Below are 19988 nucleotides of genomic sequence, written 5' to 3' on the forward strand. Positions count from 1 at the left end.
ATGAGTAGCGATACACACGTGAGAAACGTGTGCGCCGATTGACTAAGGGTTCCTGGGTCAAGCTGATCTGCCCAGGGTAAGTCGGGACCTAAGGCGAGGCCGACAGGCGTAGTCGATGGATAACCGGTTGATATTCCGGTACCCGCTGTGAAGCGTCAAACATCGAGCATCGTGATGCTAAGGCCGTGAAGCCGTTCCGGACCCTTCGGGGAATGGAAAGTGGTGGAGCCGCCGGCCCAAGCGGTTAGTAGGTGAGTGATGGGGTGACGCAGGAAGGTAGTCCATCCCGGGCGGTGGTTGTCCCGGGGTAAGGGTGTAGGACGTGGTCTAGGCAAATCCGGATCACACATAGTCTGAGACCTGATGCCGAGCCGATTGTGGTGAAGTGGATGATCCTATGCTGTCGAGAAAAGCCTCTAGCGAGTTTCATGGCGGCCCGTACCCTAAACCGACTCAGGTGGTCAGGTAGAGAATACTGAGGCGTTCGGGTGAACTATGGTTAAGGAACTCGGCAAAATGCCCCCGTAACTTCGGGAGAAGGGGGGCCATCACCGGTGAGAGGACTTGCTCCTTGAGCTGGGGGTGGCCGCAGAGACCAGCGAGAAGCGACTGTTTACTAAAAACACAGGTCCGTGCGAAGCCGTAAGGCGATGTATACGGACTGACGCCTGCCCGGTGCTGGAACGTTAAGGGGACCGGTTAGTCCAACTTCGGTTGGGCGAAGCTGAGAACTTAAGCGCCAGTAAACGGCGGTGGTAACTATAACCATCCTAAGGTAGCGAAATTCCTTGTCGGGTAAGTTCCGACCTGCACGAATGGCGTAACGACTTCTCGACTGTCTCAACCATAGGCCCGGTGAAATTGCACTACGAGTAAAGATGCTCGTTTCGCGCAGCAGGACGGAAAGACCCCGGGACCTTTACTACAGTTTGATATTGGTGTTCGGTTCGGCTTGTGTAGGATAGCTGGGAGACTTTGAGCATCGGACGCCAGTTCGGTGGGAGTCGTCGTTGAAATACCAGTCTGGTCGTGCTGGATGTCTAACCTGGGTCCGTGATCCGGATCAGGGACAGTGTCTGATGGGTAGTTTAACTGGGGCGGTTGCCTCCTAAAGAGTAACGGAGGCGCCCAAAGGTTCCCTCAGCCTGGTTGGCAATCAGGTGTTGAGTGTAAGTGCACAAGGGAGCTTGACTGTGAGACCGACGGGTCGAGCAGGGACGAAAGTCGGGACTAGTGATCCGGCGGTGGCTTGTGGAAGCGCCGTCGCTCAACGGATAAAAGGTACCCCGGGGATAACAGGCTGATCTTCCCCAAGAGTCCATATCGACGGGATGGTTTGGCACCTCGATGTCGGCTCGTCGCATCCTGGGGCTGGAGTCGGTCCCAAGGGTTGGGCTGTTCGCCCATTAAAGCGGTACGCGAGCTGGGTTTAGAACGTCGTGAGACAGTTCGGTCCCTATCCGCTGCGCGCGCAGGAACATTGAGAAGGGCTGTCCCTAGTACGAGAGGACCGGGACGGACGAACCTCTGGTGTGCCAGTTGTTCTGCCAAGGGCATGGCTGGTTGGCTACGTTCGGGAGGGATAACCGCTGAAAGCATCTAAGCGGGAAGCCTGCTTCGAGATGAGTGTTCCCACCCCCTTGAGGGGTTAAGGCTCCCAGTAGACGACTGGGTTGATAGGCCGGATCTGGAAGGCGGGTAACCGCTGGAGGTGACCGGTACTAATAGGCCGAGGGCTTGTCCTCAGTTGCTCGCGTCCACTGTGTTAGTTCTGAGACAACGAACAGTTGTCGGCTAGAGCTTGAACCACACAACAGAAAAGTGTGCTTGTTCGCTCGAAACCATTAGGGTTTCGGTGGTCATAGCGTGAGGGAAACGCCCGGTTACATTTCGAACCCGGAAGCTAAGCCTTACAGCGCCGATGGTACTGCAGGGGGGACCCTGTGGGAGAGTAGGACGCCGCCGAACAATATTTGGAGGACCCCTGGTCCCAGCGTTCACGCTGGGACCAGGGGTCCTTTTGTTTTTTCAGAAACTTTCAGAAACACAGTCCGGAGCGCGCCGAGTCGCTGGCTGCGCGAGAATGACTTGCGGTACCGAAGACAGGAGTCACCGATGTCCACCAACTCTCCCGAGGACCGACCCGAGCGCGAGGAGCGGCGACGGGACAGTGGTGACCGCGGCGACCGTGGTGGGTACCGCGGAGGCCCGAGCCGTAGCAACGACCGTGGGAACGACCGCGGCGGCAGCAGCGATCGCGGTGGCTACGGCCGTCGCGACGACAACCGCGGTGGTGCCCCTCGCCGCGACGACCGTGGCGGCGCCGGCAGCGGGGGCGGTGGCGATCGCGGTGGCTACCGTGGTCGTGACGACCGTTCCGCCGGCCCGCGTCGCGATGACCGTCCCGCAGGTCCGCGTCGTGACGACCGTCCGTCCGGTCCCCGGCGTGATGACCGCGGCGGCGAGCGAGGAGGGCGTCCCGGTGGTTTCCGTCGGGACGACAACCGTGGTGAGCGGCCCGCATTCCGGCGTGACGACCGCAGCGACAACCGTGGCGGTGAGCGTCGTGACGACAACCGCGGTGGCGGCGGTGGGTTCCGGCGCGATGACAGCCGGGGCGAGCGTCCGCCGTTCCGTCGGGACGACAACCGCGGTGGCGGTGGCGGCTTCCGTCGTGACGACAGTCGTGGTGAGCGTCCGCCGTTCCGTCGTGATGACCGCGGCGACAACCGGGGCGAGCGTCCTGCCTTCCGGCGTGATGACGACCGCGGTGACCGTGGCAGCTACCCCCGTCGTGACGACCGGCGCGATGACCGCCGTAGCGACGACCGTGGCAGTGACGATCGCGGTGGCTACCGTGGCCGCGACGACCGTTCGGCGGCTCCGCGCCGTGACGACCGGCCCTCCGGCCCCCGTCGCGATGACCGCGGCGGCGATCGTCCGGCCTTCCGTCGTGACGACAGCCGTGGTGAGCGTCCGCCGTTCCGTCGTGATGACCGCAGTGACAACCGGGGTGGCGAGCGTCCGCCCTTCCGTCGTGATGACCGTAGGGACGACCGCCGTGACGGCGACCGTCCCGCTTTCCGGCGTGACGACAACCGTGGTGACCGTGGCAGCTACCCCCGCCGCGACGACCGTCCGTCCGGGCCGCGTCGCGATGACCGCGGTGGGGATCGTCCGGCCTTCCGCCGGGATGACAGCCGTGGTGAGCGTCCGCCGTTCCGTCGTGATGACCGCAGTGACAACCGGGGTGGCGAGCGTCCTGCCTTCCGGCGTGACGACGACCGTGGTGACCGTGGCAGCTACCCCCGCCGCGACGACCGTTCCGCCGGCCCGCGTCGTGATGACCGGCCCGCCGGTCCGCGTCGCGACGACCGTCCGTCAGGCCCCCGCCGTGATGACCGCGGCGGCGATCGCGGAGGGTTCCGTCGGGATGACAGCCGTGGTGAGCGACCGGCGTTCCGGCGTGATGACCGCCGCGACGACCGGCGTGACGACCGTCGGGGCGACGACCGCCGTGGTGGAGGCAGCCGGTTCCGTGATGAGCGGGAGCGCGACCGCGAGCCGATCAAGCGGCTGCCGATCCCGGAGGACGTCACGGGCGAGGAGATCGACAAGGACGTACGGCAGGAGCTGATGAGTCTGCCGAAGGGGCTCGCGGAGGACGTGTCGAAGAACCTGGTGATGGTCGCCCGGCTCATCGACGAGGACCCCGAGGCCGCCTACGCCTACTCCAAGATCGCCCTGCGACTGGCGTCGCGCGTCGCCGCCGTACGTGAGGCGGCCGGGTTCGCCGCGTATGCGAACCAGAAGTACAGCGAGGCGCTGGCCGAGTTCCGGGCGGCGCGGCGGATGACCGGCAGCGTGGACCTGTGGCCCGTGATGGCCGACTGCGAGCGTGGGCTCGGGCGGCCCGAGAAGGCGCTGGAGATGGCCGGCGCCGCCGAGGTGCACAAGCTCGACAAGGCCGGGCAGGTCGAGATGCGGCTCGTCGCGGCCGGTGCCCGGCGTGACATGGACCAGCTCGACGCGGCCATCGTCACGTTGCAGAGCCCGGAGCTGGCCTCGAACACCGTGCAGCCGTGGACCGCGCGACTGCGGTACGCCTACGCCGACGCCCTGCTCGCCGCCGGGCGTGAGGGCGAGGCGCGGGAGTGGTTCGCCAAGGCCTTGGAGTCCGACAAGGACGGCAGCACGGACGCGTCGGACCGGCTCGCCGCGATGGACGGGGTCGAGTTCGTCGACGCGTTCGTCGAGGACGATGACGAGGACGACAGCGACACCGTGATCGCCGCTGAGACTGAGGTCGACGACGAGGTCGAGTCTCAGGACGACGTCTCCGTAGTTGACGAGTTGGACGACGAGGACGAGGACGAGGACGACGACATCGAGGACGACGACGAGGTCGAAGCCGCGGCCGAGACCAAGGAAGACGTCGTCAAGGAAGATGTCCTTCTTAAAGAAGACGACAAGGACGACGAGGACGACGACAAGAGCTGACCTACGTCAGTGAAGTGACAAGGGCGGGACCCAGCACCTGGGGTCCCGCCCTTTCGCGTCTCCGGTGTCGATGGCCGCGTCTCAGGTGTCCAGCGCGCGCAGCACCAGCCCCGAGGCTGGCTTAGGGCCGAAGGACGTCGACTTGCGGGGCATCGTGACGCCCTGGCGGGCCAGGTCGCGGACGACCTCCTCGCGGACGGGGTGCATCAACACGGCCGTACCGCCGTCTCGTTCGGCCTTGCGGACGGTGGCGGCGGTGTCGTGGATGTAGGCGATGTGGGCCGGGTCGTCCTCAGGGATGTGCCAGACGTGGTCCAGGAGGGTGGCGTGCAGGACTGTCGCGTCCAGGGTGCGCCAGGCCGTGGGGCGGTCGGCCGGGATCGTACGGGCCAGGAGGTCCGGGTCCGGGTGGTCGACCAGGTGGAAGGCGCCGTCGCCGGCGAGGAGGAAGGCGTTGCCCGCGCAGGCCGCGTCGGCGAGCACCTCCAGGGCTTCCGGGAGGGGCATGTCCAGGTGCTGTACGCGGAACAGGCCCTCCAGGGCGGCGAGGGCGTCGGCGACCGGGACGCCGTGCAGGAGGCGGTGGATCGCGCGGACGCGGAGCGGGTAGCGGGCCGTGTCGACGAGGAGGACGAGGCCGTAGTCCCAGGGGCTGGGGGAGGGATGCTCCGCGCGTAGACGTCGATAGGTCGCCCAGCGATGGTGGCCGTCGGCGATCAGGGCCTGGTGGTTGGCGAGGTCCGTCTGGATGCGGGCCAGGTCGGTGGGGTCGGTGACCGACCAGAGGCGGTGGCTGTAGCCGTCCTCCGTGGTCGTCGACAGGAGCGCGGGGTCCTCGGCGATGCGCTCGACCACCGTCGTCGTGTCGGACGGCGTGCCGTTGCCGCGGTACGTCAGGAGCAGGGGTTCGAAGTTCGCCGAGGTGGCGCGCATGAGGGCCGCGCGGTCGGCGACCACATGCGGCATGACGTCCTCGTGTGGCAGGACCACACCCTCCGACGGGTCGGACAGGCGCAGGGCGCCGATGACGCCGCGTTGCAGCAGGCCGTTGCCGTCGTGCTGTTCGTAGACGTACAGGCCGGGCTCGGGGTCCGTGGTGAGGACTCCCTCGGAGAGCCAGCGGTGCAGGGTGTCCGCGGCCTGTTCGTTGCGAGCGCCGGCGGTGGTGGCCTGCGGGAGGATCAGCCGGACGATGTTGTGCGGGTCGGAGTCCTGGAGGTGGTGCAGGCCGTCGGGGCGTACGACCACGTCGTACGGTGGGGACGTCACGGCGGCCAGACTGCCGACCAGGTCGGGGTCGTAGCGAAGGCCTCGGAACGGGGTGAGTTCCAGGCCTCGGCGCTCCGTTGCTTCCGAGTGACCTGCGGTGTTCATCCCGGCATCGTACGTGTGTCAGTGGCATGCGGGATGATCGGGTGAAAGCGATCGAACGAGGAGCGATGTGGAATGAGCCAGAGCGTCAGGACGAGCCCCGAGGGCAGTGCCCGGGCCCTGAGCGAGGCGTACGACACGGCGCTGCTCGACCTCGACGGGGTGGTGTACGCGGGGGGCAACGCGATCGCCCACGCGGTCGACTCGCTCGCCACCGCCCGCGCGGGCGGGATGCGTCTCGCCTACGTCACGAACAACGCTCTGCGGACGCCGGATGCCGTGGCCGAGCATCTCACCGAGCTGGGGATACCGACGGGGGCCGACGACGTCATCACCTCCGCGCAGGCCGTCGCCCGGCTGATCAGCGAGCAGGTGCCGGCGGGCTCCCGCGTGCTGGTGATCGGCGGAGAGGGGCTGCGGGTCGCGCTGCGCGAGCGCGGGCTCGAGCCCGTCGACTCGGCGGACGACGAGCCGGTCGCGGTCGTACAGGGTTACGGCGGCCCCGACCTGGCCTGGGGGAGGTTCGCGGAGGCCAGTTACGCCATCGCGCGCGGGGTGCCGTGGTTTGCCTCCAACACCGACCTGACGATCCCGAGCGCGCGCGGCATCGCGCCGGGCAACGGCGCGGCGGTGGAGGTCGTACGGATAGCGACCGGGGCCGAGCCGCAGGTGGCGGGCAAGCCGCTGCCGCCCATGCACAAGGAGACGATCCTGCGGACGGGCGCCGAGCGGCCGTTGGTGGTCGGGGACCGGCTGGACACGGACATCGAGGGGGCGTTCAACGGGGAGGTCGATTCGCTGCTCGTCCTGACCGGTGTGACCGACGGCGCGCAGCTCCTCGCCGCGCCGCCGCAGCACCGGCCGACGTACGTCGACGCCGATCTGCGGGGCATGCTCACCGGGCAGCCCGAGGTCACCGGGGCGGGAGACGGCTTCCGGTGCGGTGGCTGGACGGCGACGGCGGGCCGTGACCGGCTGGAACTCGACGGTGAGGGCGAGCCCATGGACGGGCTCCGGGCGCTCTGTGCGGCGGCCTGGACGGCGGCGGGCGACGGTTCCTGCGCGCTGGACGGGGAGAAGGCGCTGGCGCGGCTGGGGCTGTGACATGGGGAGGCGGGGGGCTCGGCATCCAGGGCGCTGAGCGGCGGTGAAGCGGGACGCGCCCTTCGGCTCGAATGCGAGGGTAGGCTAACCTAACCTCGTGTTGGTCGACAGTCCCCCAGAACAGCGCGCGGAGACCGCCCCCGCGCCCCCAACCCGCCGGGCGATACGTGTCCTTGGGCTCTTCGCCTCCGTGGCGCTCCTGGTCCTCGTGGCCCTGGCGAGCATCGCGATCGGCGCGAAATCGCTGCCGTTGGGGGATGTGTGGCACGGCCTGTTCCATGACACGGGGACGTACGCGGACGTCGTGGTCGACGACCGGATCTCCCGTACGGTCCTCGGGCTGCTCGCCGGTGCCGCGCTGGGCCTGTCCGGTGCCGTCCTCCAGGCGCTCACCCGCAACCCCCTCGCGGACCCCGGCCTCCTCGGCATCAACGCGGGCGCCTCGGCCGCCGTCGTCACCGCGATCACGTACTTCGGTGTGACGAGTCTGAGCGGCTACGTCTGGTTCGCCTTCGCGGGTGCGGCCGTCGTCGGTGCGCTGGTCTGGTTCCTGGGCGGCAGCCGGGGCGCCACCCCCGTGCGCCTCGCGCTCGCCGGCACCGCGATCAGCGCCGCGCTCTACGGCTATCTCCAGGCCGTCATGATCATGGACGACGCGGCGCTCTCCAAGATGCGCTTCTGGACGGTCGGTTCACTGGCCTCGGCCACCGGCTCGACGATCACGCAGGTCGCCCCGTTCTTCGCGGTCGGCACGGTCGTCGCGCTGCTGCTCGCCCGCCCCCTGAACGCGGTCGCGATGGGCGACGACACCGCTCGCGCCCTCGGCGCCAACCTCAACCGCACCCGCGCGCTCGCCATGCTCTCCGCGACCGTGCTGTGCGGTGCGGCGACCGCCGCCTGCGGCCCGATCGTGTTCGTCGGCCTGATGGTGCCGCATGTGGTGCGTTCCTTTACCGGCCCCGACCTGCGCTGGATCCTGCCGTACGCCACGATCCTGTCGCCCGTGCTGTTGCTCGGCGCGGACGTCCTGGGCCGGTTGATCGCGCGGCCCGCGGAGCTCCAGGTCGGGATCGTCACCGCGATCATCGGCGGGCCGGTCTTCATCTATCTCGTGCGGCGCCGAAGGACGACTCAGCTGTGAATCCCTCTCCAACGACGGTGCAGGACGGCCCAGTTGCGAAGGCCGCCCAGACCCGGGCTCTCCGTACGCGGGCTGTCCGGACCGGTGGCTTCTCCCTCCGCTTCGACCCCCGCGCCTTCACGGTCGTCGTCCTGCTCCTGCTCTGCGCGCTCGCCGCGAGTGTCGTGCTGATCGGTACCGGGGACTTCCCGATCCCGGCCGGTGACGTCCTCAAGACGCTGTTCGGGGGCGGTGACGCGGGTCAGGAGTTCATCGTCAACGAACTGCGGCTGCCGCGAGTCCTCGTCGGGCTCCTGGTCGGTGCCTCGCTCGGGCTCGGCGGTGCGCTGTTCCAGTCCATCTCCCGTAATCCGCTGGGCAGTCCGGACGTGCTCGGCCTCTCGCAGGGGTCGACGGCCGGGGCGCTCGTCGTCATCGTGCTGTTCTCCGGCAGCGCGACCGCGGTCACCCTCGGGGCGCTCGTCGGCGGTCTGGTGACCGGGCTCGCGATCTATCTGCTCGCCTGGAAGCAGGGGGTGCACGGGTACCGGCTCGTCCTCGTCGGCATCGGCGTCTCCGCCGTGGTCACCGCGGTCAACGGCTATCTGCTCACCAAGGCCAACCTTGTCGACGCGGCCCGCGCGGTCGTCTGGATGACCGGTTCCCTCAACGGCCGTGACTGGACCCAGGTCTGGCCCCTGCTCGCACTGTGCGCCGTCCTGGTGCCGTTCGTCCTCGGGAACGGGCGCGGGCTGCGGATGATGGAGATGGGCGACGACGTGTCGTACGCCCTCGGAGTGCGCGTCGAGCGCGTACGGCTGCTGCTGATGGTGGCCGCCGTGCTGCTCACCTCGGCCGCGACCGCCGCCGCCGGACCCGTAGGCTTCGTCGCTCTTACGGCACCGCAGCTCGCCCGGCGCCTGACCCGCTCGCCGGGTCCCAACCTGGTGCCCTCGCTGTGCATGGGCGCCACCCTGCTGGTCACCGCCGACTGGGCCTCCCAACGGGCGTTCGGCGCCGACCAGTTGCCCGTGGGCGTGGTCACCGGAGTCCTCGGCGGGGTCTACCTGCTGTGGCTGCTGGTCACCGAGCGGAAGGCGGGGCGGATATGAGCACCGCCACCAACAGCACCACGAACATCCCAGTGAGCACCTCTACGAACGCCTCGGCGAACGAGAACCACCGAAGGAGCACCGTGAATCGTCTGTCCGCCGAGAACGTCACCCTCGCCTACGACCAGCGCGTCATCGCACGCGAGTTGTCCGTGGAGATACCCGACAACTCCTTCACGGTGATCGTCGGCCCGAACGCGTGCGGCAAGTCCACGCTCCTGCGCGCCCTGTCCCGGATGCTGAAGCCGAACGAGGGCCGGGTGCTGCTCGACGGGCAGGTCATTCAGTCGATGCCGGCGAAGAAGGTCGCGCGGACGCTCGGGCTGCTCCCGCAGTCGTCCATCGCGCCCGACGGCATCACCGTCGGCGACCTCGTGGGCCGCGGCCGGTACCCGCACCAGGGCATCCTGCGCCAGTGGTCCACCGAGGACGAGCGGGTCGTACAGGAGTCGATGGCGCAGACCGGTGTCGCCGAGCTCGCCGATCGCTATGTCGACGAACTGTCCGGCGGGCAGCGGCAGCGCGTGTGGATCGCGATGGCGCTCGCCCAGCAGACACCCTTGCTGCTGCTCGACGAGCCGACCACCTACCTGGACATCCAGCACCAGATAGACGTCCTGGACCTGTGCGCCGAGCTGCACGAGGAGCAGGGCCGCACGCTGGTCGCGGTGTTGCACGACCTCAACCACGCGGCCCGGTACGCCACCCACCTCATCGCGCTGCGGGAGGGCGCGGTCATCGCGGAGGGCGCCCCGGGCGACATCGTCACGGCCGAGCTGGTCGAGGAGGTCTTCGGGCTGCGCTGCCAGGTCATCGACGACCCGGAGACGGGGACGCCGCTGGTGGTACCGGCGGCGCGCAAGGCACGCGCGCGTACCGACCGCGACAAAGTCGCCGCTACAGAAGCTTCCTGAGACGGCCTTCCGAGGTCGCTACAGAAGCTTCCTGAGGCGGAACAGGTCGAACACGTTGGCCTCCAGCTTCACCCGGCCCGAGCCCCAGGCCTTCGCGAAGTTCAGGCCGCCGTCGACCATGGCGACGAGGTCGTCGCCTGCCATGGTCAGCCTGATCTGGGCCTTCTCCGCCGGAAGGCCCTGCACGGTCTCGTCCACCACGATCCGGCCGCCGGAGAGCCGGCCGACGAACGTGACGTCGAGGTCGGTGATCCGACAGCTGACCGAACGGTCCATGGCCGCGGCGGCGCGGACGTTCCCATCGGCCTTCTGCATGTTGTCCGAGAGCTTCTCGAGTGCGACGCGGCACTCTTCGATCGTTGCCATCGTGATCGACGGTACCCCAGGCCTTCGGGGTAGCGTCTGGGCATGAGCGACTCATTGCCCGAGGCCGAGGTCGGGGCCGTGGCGGAGGGTGTTCCGGCCGGCGTTCCGGAGGCCGTCGTGGAGGCGGAGCCCGCGTACGACCCGGCCGCCCCCGCGCCCCTGAACGTGGACCGTGCCCCGAGCGGCAACGCCGACGTGGACGCCCAGCTCGGGCGGCTTGCCGACACCGACCACCTCGCCACGGACGGACATGTCGAGGTGTACGAGGATGTACACCGGGGGCTGCGCGACGCGCTCACCGCGCTCGACGCCCGCCCGGGACCCCCGGTGCCCCCAAGGCCGTACGACAACAGGAGCTGAACCGAACGTGGCAGGAGTGGCACGCCGACGTCTCGACGCCGAGCTGGTCCGACGGAAGCTCGCGCGCTCGCGGGAGCACGCGAGCCAGCTGATCGCCGCCGGCCGGGTCACCGTGGGCAAGGCCGTCGCGACCAAGCCCGCCACCCAGGTGGAGACGGCGGCCGCCATCGTGGTCGTAGCGGATGACGACGACCCCGACTACGTCTCGCGGGGCGGCCACAAGCTCGCGGGCGCGCTGGCGGTCTTCGTACCGCAGGGGCTCGTGGTCGAGGGGCGGCGGGCGCTGGACGCCGGCGCGTCCACCGGAGGCTTCACCGATGTGCTGCTGCGCGCCGGTGCCACGCAGGTCGTGGCGGTCGACGTCGGGTACGGACAACTCGCGTGGTCTCTTCAGAGCGATGAACGCGTCACCGTCAAGGACCGTACGAACGTACGCGAGTTGACGCTTGAAGCGATCGATGGGGAGCCTGTGGATCTAGTCGTGGGGGATCTGTCCTTCATCCCGCTCGGGCTGGTGCTGCCCGCCCTGGCGCGGTGCACGAAGCCGGACGCGGACCTGGTGATGATGGTCAAGCCGCAGTTCGAGGTGGGGAAGGAACGGCTGGGGAGCGGCGGTGTCGTACGCAGCCCGGAACTCCGGGCCGAGGCCGTGCGCGGTGTCGCCCGGCGGGCCGCGGAACTGGGGCTCGGGGTGCAGGGGGTCACCGCCAGCCCGCTGCCCGGGCCCTCCGGGAATGTCGAGTACTTTCTGTGGCTGCGGGCCGGCGCACCCGAACTGGACCCGGCCGATGTTGACCGTGCAGTGGCGGAGGGGCCGCGTTGACACAGAACCGAGCTCGTACTGTTTTCCTGCTCGCGCACACGGGTCGCCCCGCGGCGATCCGGAGTGCCGAACTGGTCGTGAAGGGGCTGCTCCAGTCCGGCATCGGAGTGCGCGTCCTGGAGTACGAGGCACGCGACCTGCCGCTCCCGGACGAGGTGGAGACGGTCACCGAGGCCACCCCGCAGTGCCTTGAGGGCTGCGAGCTGCTCATCGTCCTCGGGGGCGACGGCACGCTGCTCCGGGGGGCGGAGTTCGCGCGGGCGTCCGGGGTGCCGATGCTCGGCGTCAACCTCGGCAGCGTGGGGTTCCTCGCGGAGGCGGAGCGGGACGATCTCGACAAGGTCGTGGACCGGGTGGTCACGCGGGCGTACGAGGTCGAGGAGCGGATGACCGTCGATGTCGTCGTTCACAAGAACGGGAACATCGTGCATACGGACTGGGCGCTCAACGAGGCGGCGGTGCAGAAGGCCGGAGCCGAGAAGCTGCTGGAAGTCGTCCTTGAGATTGATGGGCGCCCGGTGACCGGGTTCGGGTGTGACGGGATCGTTTGTGCGACTCCTACGGGGTCTACGGCGTATGCGTTCTCCGCTGGTGGGCCTGTGGTGTGGCCCGAGGTTGAGGCGTTGCTGATGGTGCCTATCAGTGCGCATGCGTTGTTCGCGAAGCCGTTGGTTACGTCGCCGGATTCTGTGCTTGCCGTTGAGGTGTTGCCGCACATCCCTCCGGGGGTTTTGTGGTGTGACGGGCGGCGGACTGTTGAGCTGCCTGCCGGGGCTCGGGTCGAGGTTCGGCGGGGGGCTGTGCCTGTGCGGCTGGCTCGGCTGCATCATGCGTCGTTCACGGATCGGCTTGTTGCCAAGTTCGCGTTGCCTGTTTCGGGGTGGCGGGGGGCTCCTCACTAGTGCGGGTGCGTGGGGGCTGGTCGCGCAGTTCCCCGCGCCCCTAAAAACAGGTGGGGCCACTCGCCCGAGTGACAGGGCGCCTCGCGCTTCTCCCTCCCTACCTCGTAAGGTCTTCACCGTGCTGGAAGAGATGCGGATACGGTCGCTCGGAGTCATCGACGATGCTGTCGTCGAACTGTCGCCGGGGTTCACCGCTGTCACGGGTGAGACCGGTGCAGGTAAGACCATGGTCGTCACCAGCCTTGGGTTGTTGCTGGGTGGGCGGGCTGACCCGGCGCTGGTGCGGATCGGGGCGAAGAACGCGGTCGTGGAGGGGCGGATCTCCGTGCCTCCGGGAGCGTCCGCCGTCCTGCGGGCCGAGGAGGCGGGTGCCGAGCTCGAGGACGGGACGCTGCTCATCAGCCGTACCGTTTCCGCCGAAGGGCGGTCCCGGGCGCATCTGGGCGGGCGTTCCGTGCCGGTGGGGGTGCTCGCCGAGCTGGCCGACGAGCTTGTCGCCGTGCACGGGCAGACCGACCAGCAGGGGCTGCTGAAGCAGTCCCGGCAGCGGCAGGCGCTCGACCGGTACGCCGGTGACGCCGTCACCGGGCCGCTCGCCAAGTACGCGGAGGCGTATCGGCGGTTGCGTGCCGTCGCCGTCGAGCTGGACGAGATCACCACGCGCGCGCGTGAACGGGCCCAGGAAGCCGACATGCTGCGCTACGGCCTCGACGAGATCGCGGGCGTCGAGCCGCGCGCCGGTGAGGATGTGGAGCTGGCCGCCGAGGCCGAACGGCTCGGGCACGCCGAGGCGTTGGCGTCCGCTGCTACGGTCGCTCATGCCGCGCTCGCCGGTAATCCCGAGGACCCCGAGGGCATCGACGCGGCGACTCTCGTCGCGGGTGCGCAGCGGGCCCTGGAGGCCGTACGGTCGCACGACTCCGAACTGGCCTCGCTCACCGACCGGATCGGTGAGATCGGCATCCTTCTCGGCGATGTGGCGGGGGAGTTGGCGGGCTACGCCGACGACCTGGACGCCGATCCGCTGCGGCTGGCCGCCGTCGAGGAACGCCGGGCCGCCCTCAACGCGCTCACCCGGAAGTACGGCGAGGACATCACCGCCGTGCTCGCGTACGCCGAGCAGGGGGCTTCACGGCTGACCGAACTCGACGGCGACGACGAGCGCATCGACGAACTGACCGCCGAGCGGGACGCGCTGCGCGGTGAACTGGGCGGTCTCGCGCAGGCGTTGACCGATGCGCGGACCGAGGCCGCCGAGCGGTTCGCCGCGGCCGTCACCGCCGAGCTGGCTTCCCTTGCGATGCCGCACGCGCGTGTGTCGTTCGAGATCCGGCAGACCGAGGATCCGGAGGGCGTCGAGGTCGGGGGCCGTGCGGTCGCCTACGGGCCGTCGGGCGTCGACGAGGTCGAACTGCTCCTCGCTCCGCATCCGGGTGCTCCGCCGCGTCCCATCGCCAAGGGCGCGTCCGGCGGTGAGTTGTCGCGCGTGATGCTCGCCGTGGAGGTCGTGTTCGCCGGGACCGACCCCGTGCCGACCTACCTCTTCGACGAGGTCGACGCCGGCGTCGGCGGCAAGGCGGCGGTCGAGATCGGGCGGCGGCTCGCCAAACTTGCGAAGACCGCGCAGGTCGTCGTCGTGACCCACCTGCCCCAGGTCGCCGCGTTCGCCGACCGGCAGTTGCTGGTCGAGAAGACGAACGACGGGTCGGTGACCCGTTCCGGTGTGAAGGTCCTCGAAGGGGAGGACCGCGTACGGGAGTTGTCCCGGATGCTGGCCGGCCAGGAGGACTCGGAGACGGCCCGGGCGCATGCGGAGGAGTTGCTGGCGACGGCTCGGGCGGACGGTTAGCGGGGAGGGCTCGGGCGGCCGGGTGTGTGCTCCCTCGGACAAGGCGGGCACGGGCGGTTTCTGAGCGTGCCCTCTCGGACAGGGCGAGTCAGGGCAGTTTGCGAGCGTGCCCTCTCCGCCCCGGCCTGCCCCAGCTCCAGCGCCCGACCTCGCCAACCCCGCGCCCCACCCACCACCGAACCCCCCGCGCCCTCACTCGTACGGGTGATCCCCGCCCCCCTGTTGCCCTTCCGCACAGCCTCCACACCTTCCGGCGTTGCCGGAACACCCGTACGTGCTGGCATCCTTGAGACGGAACGCGTAGGAAGCGTGCGGTACACCCCCTCCGCCCGATCCTTCTGTACTTTCTTCGTGACCGCCCGTCGCCGAACCAGGAGCCCCGGCCACGTGACCCCCGTGAGCAGCCACTCACCGCACGGCCAGTCGCCGCTGCGCACCGTGCAGGTGCTCGGCGGAGGCAACGCCGCCAGTAGCGCGCATGTGCGCTCCCTGGCCTCCGGGCTCGTCGCGCGGGGCGTGCGGGTCACGGTGTGCGCCCCCGTCGAGGCCGATCACACCTACGACTTCACGGGCGCCGGTGCCGAACACGTGCACGTGCCGCGCGGCAGCGACCCCGCCTCCGTGGCCGCGCTGCGGGCGGCCTGCGCGGACGCCGACCTGGTGCACGCGCACGGGCTGCACGCCTCCTTCCGCGCCGTCCTGGCCCTCAGTGGCCGCCGCACCCCGCTCGTCGTGACGTGGCACAACCGCGCCCATGCCGAAGGCGCGCGGGCGCACCTGCTGCGGCTGCTGGAGCGGCGGGTCGTGAAGGCCGCCGTGGTCGTCCTCGGGACCACCTCCGATCTCGTCGACCGGGCCCGGCGGACCGGCGCCCGGGACGCCCGCCTCGCCGCCGTCGCGCTGCCCGGGCCGCGTCGAGCCGCCGTGGACCATGACGATCCCGATCGGCTCAGCCCCAAGCTCCGGGCCGAACTCGGGGCCACCGACCGGCCGTTGCTCGTCGCCGTCGGTTCGCTCGACCGGCAGCGGGGCTACGACACGCTCCTGGACGCCTCGCGCGGATGGTGCCGTCTCGATCCGACGCCGTTGCTCGTGATCGCGGGGGAGGGGCCGCTGCGGGGCGAGTTGCAGCGGCGGATCGAGGACGAGGAGCTGCCGGTGCGGCTCATCGGGCCACGCGACGACGTCGGCGAACTCCTCGCCGCCGCCGATCTCGCACTCCTGCCCAGCAGGTGGGAGTCCCGCTCGGTGATCGCCCAGGAGGCCCTCCACGCCTGCGTACCGCTCGTCGCGACCGCCGTCGGCGGCATCCCCGAACTCGTCGGCGACGCCGCCGAACTCGTGCCCTACGGCGACGCCAAGGCCCTCGCCGACGCGGTCACCGGACTGCTGCGCGATCCCGAACGCCGGGAACTGCTCCGGGAGAAGGGCGCCCGGCAGGCGGCCACTTGGCCCACGGAGGACGAGACGGTCGCCCAAGTGCTGAGCGTCTACGACGAGTTGACCCAGCCGCTGCCGTTCACCTGAGGGCGGCGCCTCTCCATGCCGGCGCCTGCGGGGCCAGGGTGCCCGGCAGGCGGCCAGTTGGCGGACCGAGGACGAGACTGCCGCCCAAATGCTGAGCGTCTGCGGCGAGTTGACCGATCTACGGCACGAGCCTGCGTGCCCGCAGCGCCAGGCTCAACGCCAGTACCGTCTGCGGGTCTTCGAGATCCGTGCCGAGCAACTCCCCGATGCGGGCGAGCCTGTTGTAGAGGGTCTGCCGGTTGAGGTGGAGTTCGCGGGCCGTCTCCGCCTTGCGGCCCGCGTGCGCCAAGTACGTTTCCAGGGTGGGCAGTAGCGGCGGCTTGGAGCGGTTGTCGTGGTCGCGGAGCGGGCCGATCGCCCGGTCCACGAAGGCCGCGAGGTCCGGGTGGTCGCGGAGGCGCCAGAGGAGGAGCTCGATGTCCAGGCGCCGGGCGTCGTACCAGGGTTGGTCGGTCAGGCCCTGTGCCGCCGTCGCCGTCTCGGCCGCGTGCCGTAGACCCGCCGACGCGGCCGCCCAGCCGCCGGCCACGCCGACGACCACGATCGGCGGCTGTGCGCCCGGGCGTTGCATGCCGGCGCGCTCAACTCCCGCGCGCAGCGCGGCCGCCACCCGGTCCGCGACCGCCGAGCGCTCCGACTCCGAGCGCAGGCCGAGGAGGAGGGGGACGCGACCCTCGACCGGTCGTACGCCCAGCAGGACCGGGACGCCCACCGAGGCCAGCTCCTCGGCGACCGCGCGGGCCAGGACCGCCCAGCCGCCGCCCGGTGCGGAGAGTGCGTCGCCCAGGCGCATCACCACGGGCAGCAGCGGGCTGGTGCCCGGCTTGAAGCCCAGCACCCGGGCCTGCGCCGGGGCGTCCTCCGCGGCGATGCGACCCTCGGCGAGGTCGGTGAGGAAGTCCCCGCGTCCGCGTGCCGCCAGTTCCTCCTCCTGCCGGGCCTGCATCAGGACCACGGCGAGGATGTCGGCGGCCCGTTCGGCGGCGATGCGGTGCACGGGCGCCAGGGGAGCGCGGACCGGGAGGAGGACGATCCGCGCGCGCACCGAACCCGTACCGGGACCGCCGCCGGGCACGTCCACCACCACCGAACCGGCGGGCGGCGAGGCGTCCTTGTGCTGGCCGCGCAGGCCCTCCCACACCTGGAGCGGGTCGGCGCCCTCGGGTCCGGACCCCGCCGCGTAGAGGAGTTGGCCGTCCGGAGTCTCCAGGAAGACCGGGTTGCCGCTGAAGTCGGCCAGGATGCCCAGGACTTGGGGGATTCCGCCGCCGCCGAGCAGGGCCTCCGTGCAGCGGCGGTGGACCTCCTCGGCCTGTTGCAGCAGCGCGTAGTGGCCGTTGACGATCTCGGTGTGGATCTCCTCGGTGACCGCGACGAACGGCACCTCGCGGTGCAGCTGGACGAGGGGGAGGCCGGTCGCCCTGGCCGTCTCGACGAGGGTGGCGGGGAGACGGTCGAAGCGCGGGCCGAGTTCGACGACCAGGGCCGCGATGCCGCGCTCGGCCAGGGTGCGGACGAAGGCCCGTTGTTCCGCCGGGCGCGTGCCGAGGCCGTAGCCCGTGGTCAGGAGGAGTTCGCCGCCCTTGAGGAGGGAGGCGATGTTCGGGACCTCGCCCGCGTGCACCCAGCGCACGGTCCGCTGGAGGCGGTCGGCGCCCGCCAGGATCTCCGGCAGCCCGCTGCGCAGCCCGGGCAGCTCCAGCGCCCGCTGAACGGTGATGCCGGCGCCCTGGCTGTCGAATGTGCTGTCCGTACGGCTGTCCATGCAGCGGACGGTACCTGCGGGAACGCCCCGGGCACATCTCGAGCCCAGGGCGTGTACTCAGCGGCGGTGTCCAGCTCTTCCGCCGCGGCGGTGTGTCAGCTCTGTGCGGTGTCGTCGCCCGCCTGCTCGGCGCCCTCGGCCGCGCGGGCCTTCTCGCGCATCTTGCGTACCAGCTCCGCCTTCTGGTCGGCCGCGCCCTGGCGGTCGAGATTGCGGTGCGGACCGTGGTTCTGCCGTTCGGCGCGGGACTGCTTCTTGCGCTGGCCGCCGCCCATGCCCACGGGGTTGTTGATGTTCTTGCTCACGGTCACGGGTTCTCCCGGTAGTGATGTGGAGTGATCTACGGATTCATCGGAAGAACACGACAAGGACGTTACCCGGTTCCGCTGAGCCGCGGGTACGGCGGTGCCGCTGCCCCCGGGCACATCTCGGGCCCGGGGTTTGCGCTCAGCGGGTGTCAGCCGCCGTAGGCCCCCGACGCCGTCAGGCGCAGGGCCGTGTCGATCAGGGGGACGTGGCTGAAGGCCTGCGGGAAGTTGCCGACCTGGCGTTGCAGGCGCGGGTCCCACTCCTCGGCGAGGAGGCCCAGGTCGTTGCGGAGCGACAGGAGCTTCTCGAAGAGCTTGCGGGCCTCGTCCACGCGGCCGATCATCGCGAGGTCGTCCGCCATCCAGAACGAGCAGGCCAGGAACGCGCCCTCGTCGCCGGGGAGACCGTCGACGCCCTCGTCCGTGCCCGAGGTCGGGTAGCGGAGGATGAAGCCGTCCGGGGTGGACAGCTCGCGCTGGATCGCCTCGATCGTGCCGATCACGCGCTTGTCGTCCGGGGGCAGGAAGCCCATCTGCGGGATCAGGAGCAGCGAGGCGTCCAGCTCCTTCGAGCCGTACGACTGCGTGAAGGTGTTGCGCTCCTTGTCGTAGCCGCGCTCGCACACGTCCCGGTGGATGTCGTCGCGCAGTTCGCGCCACTTCTCCAGCGGGCCGTCCGCGTCGCCCGACTCGATCAGCTTGATCGTGCGGTCGACCGCGACCCAGGCCATCACCTTCGAGTGCACGAAGTGGCGGCGCGGGCCGCGCACCTCCCAGATGCCCTCGTCGGGCTCGTCCCAGTGCTTCTCCAGGTAGCGGATCAGCTTCAGTTGGAGCAGGGAGGCGTAGTCGTTGCGGGCCAGGCCCGTCATGTGGGCCAGGTGCAGGGCCTCGGTGACCTCGCCGTAGACGTCCAGCTGGAGCTGGTGCGCGGCGCCGTTCCCGACCCGGACCGGGCCGGAGTTCTCGTAGCCCGGCAGCCAGTCCAGCTCCGCCTCGCCGAGCTCGCGCTCGCCGGCGATGCCGTACATGATCTGCAGGTTCTCCGGGTCGCCGGCGACCGCCCGCAGGAGCCACTCGCGCCAGGCGCGGGCCTCCTCGCGGTAGCCGGTGCGCAGGAGCGAGGAGAGGGTGATGGCCGCGTCGCGGAGCCAGGTGTAGCGGTAGTCCCAGTTGCGGACGCCGCCGATCTCCTCCGGGAGGGAGGTGGTGGGCGCGGCCACGATGCCGCCCGTGGGGGCGTAGGTGAGGGCCTTGAGCGTGATCAGGGAGCGGACCACGGCCTCGCGGTACGGGCCGTGGTACGTGCACTGCTCGACCCAGTCGCGCCAGAAGTCCTCCGTGGCCTCCAGCGACTGCTCCGGCTCGGGGAGCGGCGGCGGCTGCTTGTGCGAGGGCTCCCAGGAGATGGTGAACGCGATGCGGTCACCCGGGGCGACCGTGAAGTCCGCGTACGTCGTGAGCTGCTTGCCGTAGGTCTCCGCCGATGTGTCGAACCACACGGAGTCGGGGCCCGCGACGGCGACCGTGCGGCCCTCGTGCTTGTGCACCCAGGGGACGACCCGGCCGTAGGAGAAACGCATCCGGAGGGCCGAGCGCATCGGGACGCGGCCGGAGATGCCCTCGACGATGCGGATCAGCTGGGGGGCGCCGTCGCGAGGGGGCATGAAATCGGTCACGCGGACCGTGCCTCGCGGGGTGTCCCACTCGGATTCCAGGATCAGCGAGTCGCCGCGGTAGCCGCGCCGGGCCGCCATGGGCGGCGGCGTGTCGGAGGCGTGAGCCGGGCCCAGCCGCCAGAAGCCGTGTTCCTCGGTTCCCAACAGACCGGCGAAGATGGCATGGGAGTCGAATCGGGGCAGGCAGAGCCAGTCCACCGTGCCGTCCCGGCAGACCAGGGCAGCGGTCTGCATGTCTCCGATGAGTGCGTAATCTTCGATGCGCCCGGCCACGTGCAACTCCAGTCG

The 19988-nt window shown here is 70.0% G+C and carries 15 protein-coding genes, 2 rRNA genes and 1 pseudogene (1 of these 18 cut by a window edge); 13 read left to right on the top strand and 5 right to left on the bottom strand.

Annotated features, from left to right (window positions below; genetic code table 11):
* The 4 genes and pseudogenes from OG504_RS40580 to OG504_RS40595 all read left to right on the top strand — a co-directional run.
* Nucleotides 1–1745, top strand: a 23S ribosomal RNA gene (locus OG504_RS40580); it begins 1378 nt to the left of the window's first position.
* A gap of 106 nt (nt 1746–1851) precedes the next feature.
* Nucleotides 1852–1968 (top strand): 5S ribosomal RNA (gene rrf, locus OG504_RS40585).
* Between the two features lie 147 nt (nt 1969–2115).
* Nucleotides 2116–3555: pseudogene (locus OG504_RS40590) on the top strand (hypothetical protein); the annotation flags it as partial.
* Nucleotides 3556–3576: 21 nt separating this feature from the next.
* The gene (locus OG504_RS40595) at nt 3577–4500 is read left to right on the top strand and encodes a hypothetical protein (RefSeq protein ID WP_405996562.1); all 924 of its coding nucleotides are present in this window, start codon (nt 3577–3579) and stop codon (nt 4498–4500) included.
* Between the two features lie 81 nt (nt 4501–4581).
* Here the strand turns inward: OG504_RS40595 and OG504_RS40600 are convergent, their stop codons facing one another.
* Entirely contained in the window at nt 4582–5874 is a 1293-nt protein-coding gene (locus OG504_RS40600) for a DUF1015 domain-containing protein (protein WP_405994249.1), read from the bottom strand.
* Nucleotides 5875–5946: 72 nt separating this feature from the next.
* Here OG504_RS40600 and OG504_RS40605 point away from each other — a divergent pair, with 72 nt between their 5' ends.
* From OG504_RS40605 to OG504_RS40620, 4 genes are all read left to right on the top strand, one after another.
* Complete coding sequence (locus tag OG504_RS40605; protein WP_405994250.1) at nt 5947–6975, top strand: HAD hydrolase-like protein; 1029 nt, start codon at nt 5947–5949, stop codon at nt 6973–6975.
* 97 nt (nt 6976–7072) lie between these two features.
* A complete protein-coding gene (locus OG504_RS40610) occupies nt 7073–8116 on the top strand; it encodes a FecCD family ABC transporter permease (RefSeq protein ID WP_405994251.1) in 1044 nt (347 codons plus the stop codon).
* A 17-nt stretch (nt 8117–8133) separates the two neighbouring features.
* Nucleotides 8134–9207, top strand: a complete 1074-nt coding sequence (locus OG504_RS40615; protein ID WP_405996563.1) for a FecCD family ABC transporter permease — start codon at nt 8134–8136, stop codon at nt 9205–9207.
* Complete coding sequence (locus OG504_RS40620) at nt 9204–10121, top strand: ABC transporter ATP-binding protein (RefSeq protein ID WP_405994252.1); 918 nt, start codon at nt 9204–9206, stop codon at nt 10119–10121. The genes OG504_RS40615 and OG504_RS40620 overlap by 4 nt, the downstream gene beginning before the upstream one ends.
* 18 nt (nt 10122–10139) lie before the next feature.
* Here the strand turns inward: OG504_RS40620 and OG504_RS40625 are convergent, their stop codons facing one another.
* Complete coding sequence (locus OG504_RS40625) at nt 10140–10487, bottom strand: SCP2 sterol-binding domain-containing protein (RefSeq protein WP_405994253.1); 348 nt, start codon at nt 10485–10487, stop codon at nt 10140–10142.
* 42 nt (nt 10488–10529) lie between these two features.
* On the opposite strand from OG504_RS40625, the gene OG504_RS40630 reads away from it, so the two are divergent.
* From OG504_RS40630 to OG504_RS40650, 5 genes are all read left to right on the top strand, one after another.
* Nucleotides 10530–10847: a hypothetical protein gene (locus tag OG504_RS40630; protein ID WP_405994254.1), complete on the top strand. Its 318-nt coding sequence runs from the start codon at nt 10530–10532 to the stop codon at nt 10845–10847.
* Nucleotides 10848–10854: 7 nt separating this feature from the next.
* The gene (locus tag OG504_RS40635; RefSeq protein ID WP_405994255.1) at nt 10855–11670 is read left to right on the top strand and encodes a TlyA family RNA methyltransferase; all 816 of its coding nucleotides are present in this window, start codon (nt 10855–10857) and stop codon (nt 11668–11670) included.
* The gene (locus OG504_RS40640; protein WP_026179466.1) at nt 11667–12572 is read left to right on the top strand and encodes an NAD kinase; all 906 of its coding nucleotides are present in this window, start codon (nt 11667–11669) and stop codon (nt 12570–12572) included. Before OG504_RS40635 ends, OG504_RS40640 begins: the two co-directional genes overlap by 4 nt.
* Before the next feature lie 130 nt (nt 12573–12702).
* Nucleotides 12703–14421: a DNA repair protein RecN gene (recN, locus tag OG504_RS40645; protein WP_405996564.1), complete on the top strand. Its 1719-nt coding sequence runs from the start codon at nt 12703–12705 to the stop codon at nt 14419–14421.
* Between the two features lie 387 nt (nt 14422–14808).
* Nucleotides 14809–15948 (top strand): glycosyltransferase family 4 protein, encoded by a 1140-nt coding sequence (locus OG504_RS40650; protein ID WP_405994256.1) that lies wholly within the window; start codon nt 14809–14811, stop codon nt 15946–15948.
* A gap of 118 nt (nt 15949–16066) precedes the next feature.
* Here the strand turns inward: OG504_RS40650 and OG504_RS40655 are convergent, their stop codons facing one another.
* From OG504_RS40655 to OG504_RS40665, 3 genes are all read right to left on the bottom strand, one after another.
* Nucleotides 16067–17713: a PucR family transcriptional regulator gene (locus OG504_RS40655; protein ID WP_405994257.1), complete on the bottom strand. Its 1647-nt coding sequence runs from the start codon at nt 17711–17713 to the stop codon at nt 16067–16069.
* A gap of 95 nt (nt 17714–17808) precedes the next feature.
* Complete coding sequence (locus OG504_RS40660) at nt 17809–18024, bottom strand: DUF6243 family protein (RefSeq protein ID WP_363096175.1); 216 nt, start codon at nt 18022–18024, stop codon at nt 17809–17811.
* A gap of 146 nt (nt 18025–18170) precedes the next feature.
* Entirely contained in the window at nt 18171–19973 is a 1803-nt protein-coding gene (locus OG504_RS40665) for a glycoside hydrolase family 15 protein (protein WP_405996565.1), read from the bottom strand.
* Between the last annotated feature and the right edge of the window lie 15 nt (nt 19974–19988).

It is taken from the genome of Streptomyces sp. NBC_00986 (genome assembly GCF_045162565.1).
Classification (GTDB): domain Bacteria; phylum Actinomycetota; class Actinomycetes; order Streptomycetales; family Streptomycetaceae; genus Streptomyces.

Coding starts and splice junctions, on each gene's coding strand:
- OG504_RS40625 (WP_405994253.1), bottom strand. CDS start 10,487: ATGGCAACGATCGAAGAGTGCCGCGTCGCACTCGAGAAGCTCTCGGAC.
- OG504_RS40605 (WP_405994250.1), top strand. CDS start 5,947: ATGAGCCAGAGCGTCAGGACGAGCCCCGAGGGCAGTGCCCGGGCCCTG.
- OG504_RS40630 (WP_405994254.1), top strand. CDS start 10,530: ATGAGCGACTCATTGCCCGAGGCCGAGGTCGGGGCCGTGGCGGAGGGT.
- OG504_RS40600 (WP_405994249.1), bottom strand. CDS start 5,874: ATGAACACCGCAGGTCACTCGGAAGCAACGGAGCGCCGAGGCCTGGAA.
- OG504_RS40620 (WP_405994252.1), top strand. CDS start 9,204: ATGAGCACCGCCACCAACAGCACCACGAACATCCCAGTGAGCACCTCT.
- OG504_RS40655 (WP_405994257.1), bottom strand. CDS start 17,713: ATGGACAGCCGTACGGACAGCACATTCGACAGCCAGGGCGCCGGCATC.
- recN (WP_405996564.1), top strand. CDS start 12,703: ATGCGGATACGGTCGCTCGGAGTCATCGACGATGCTGTCGTCGAACTG.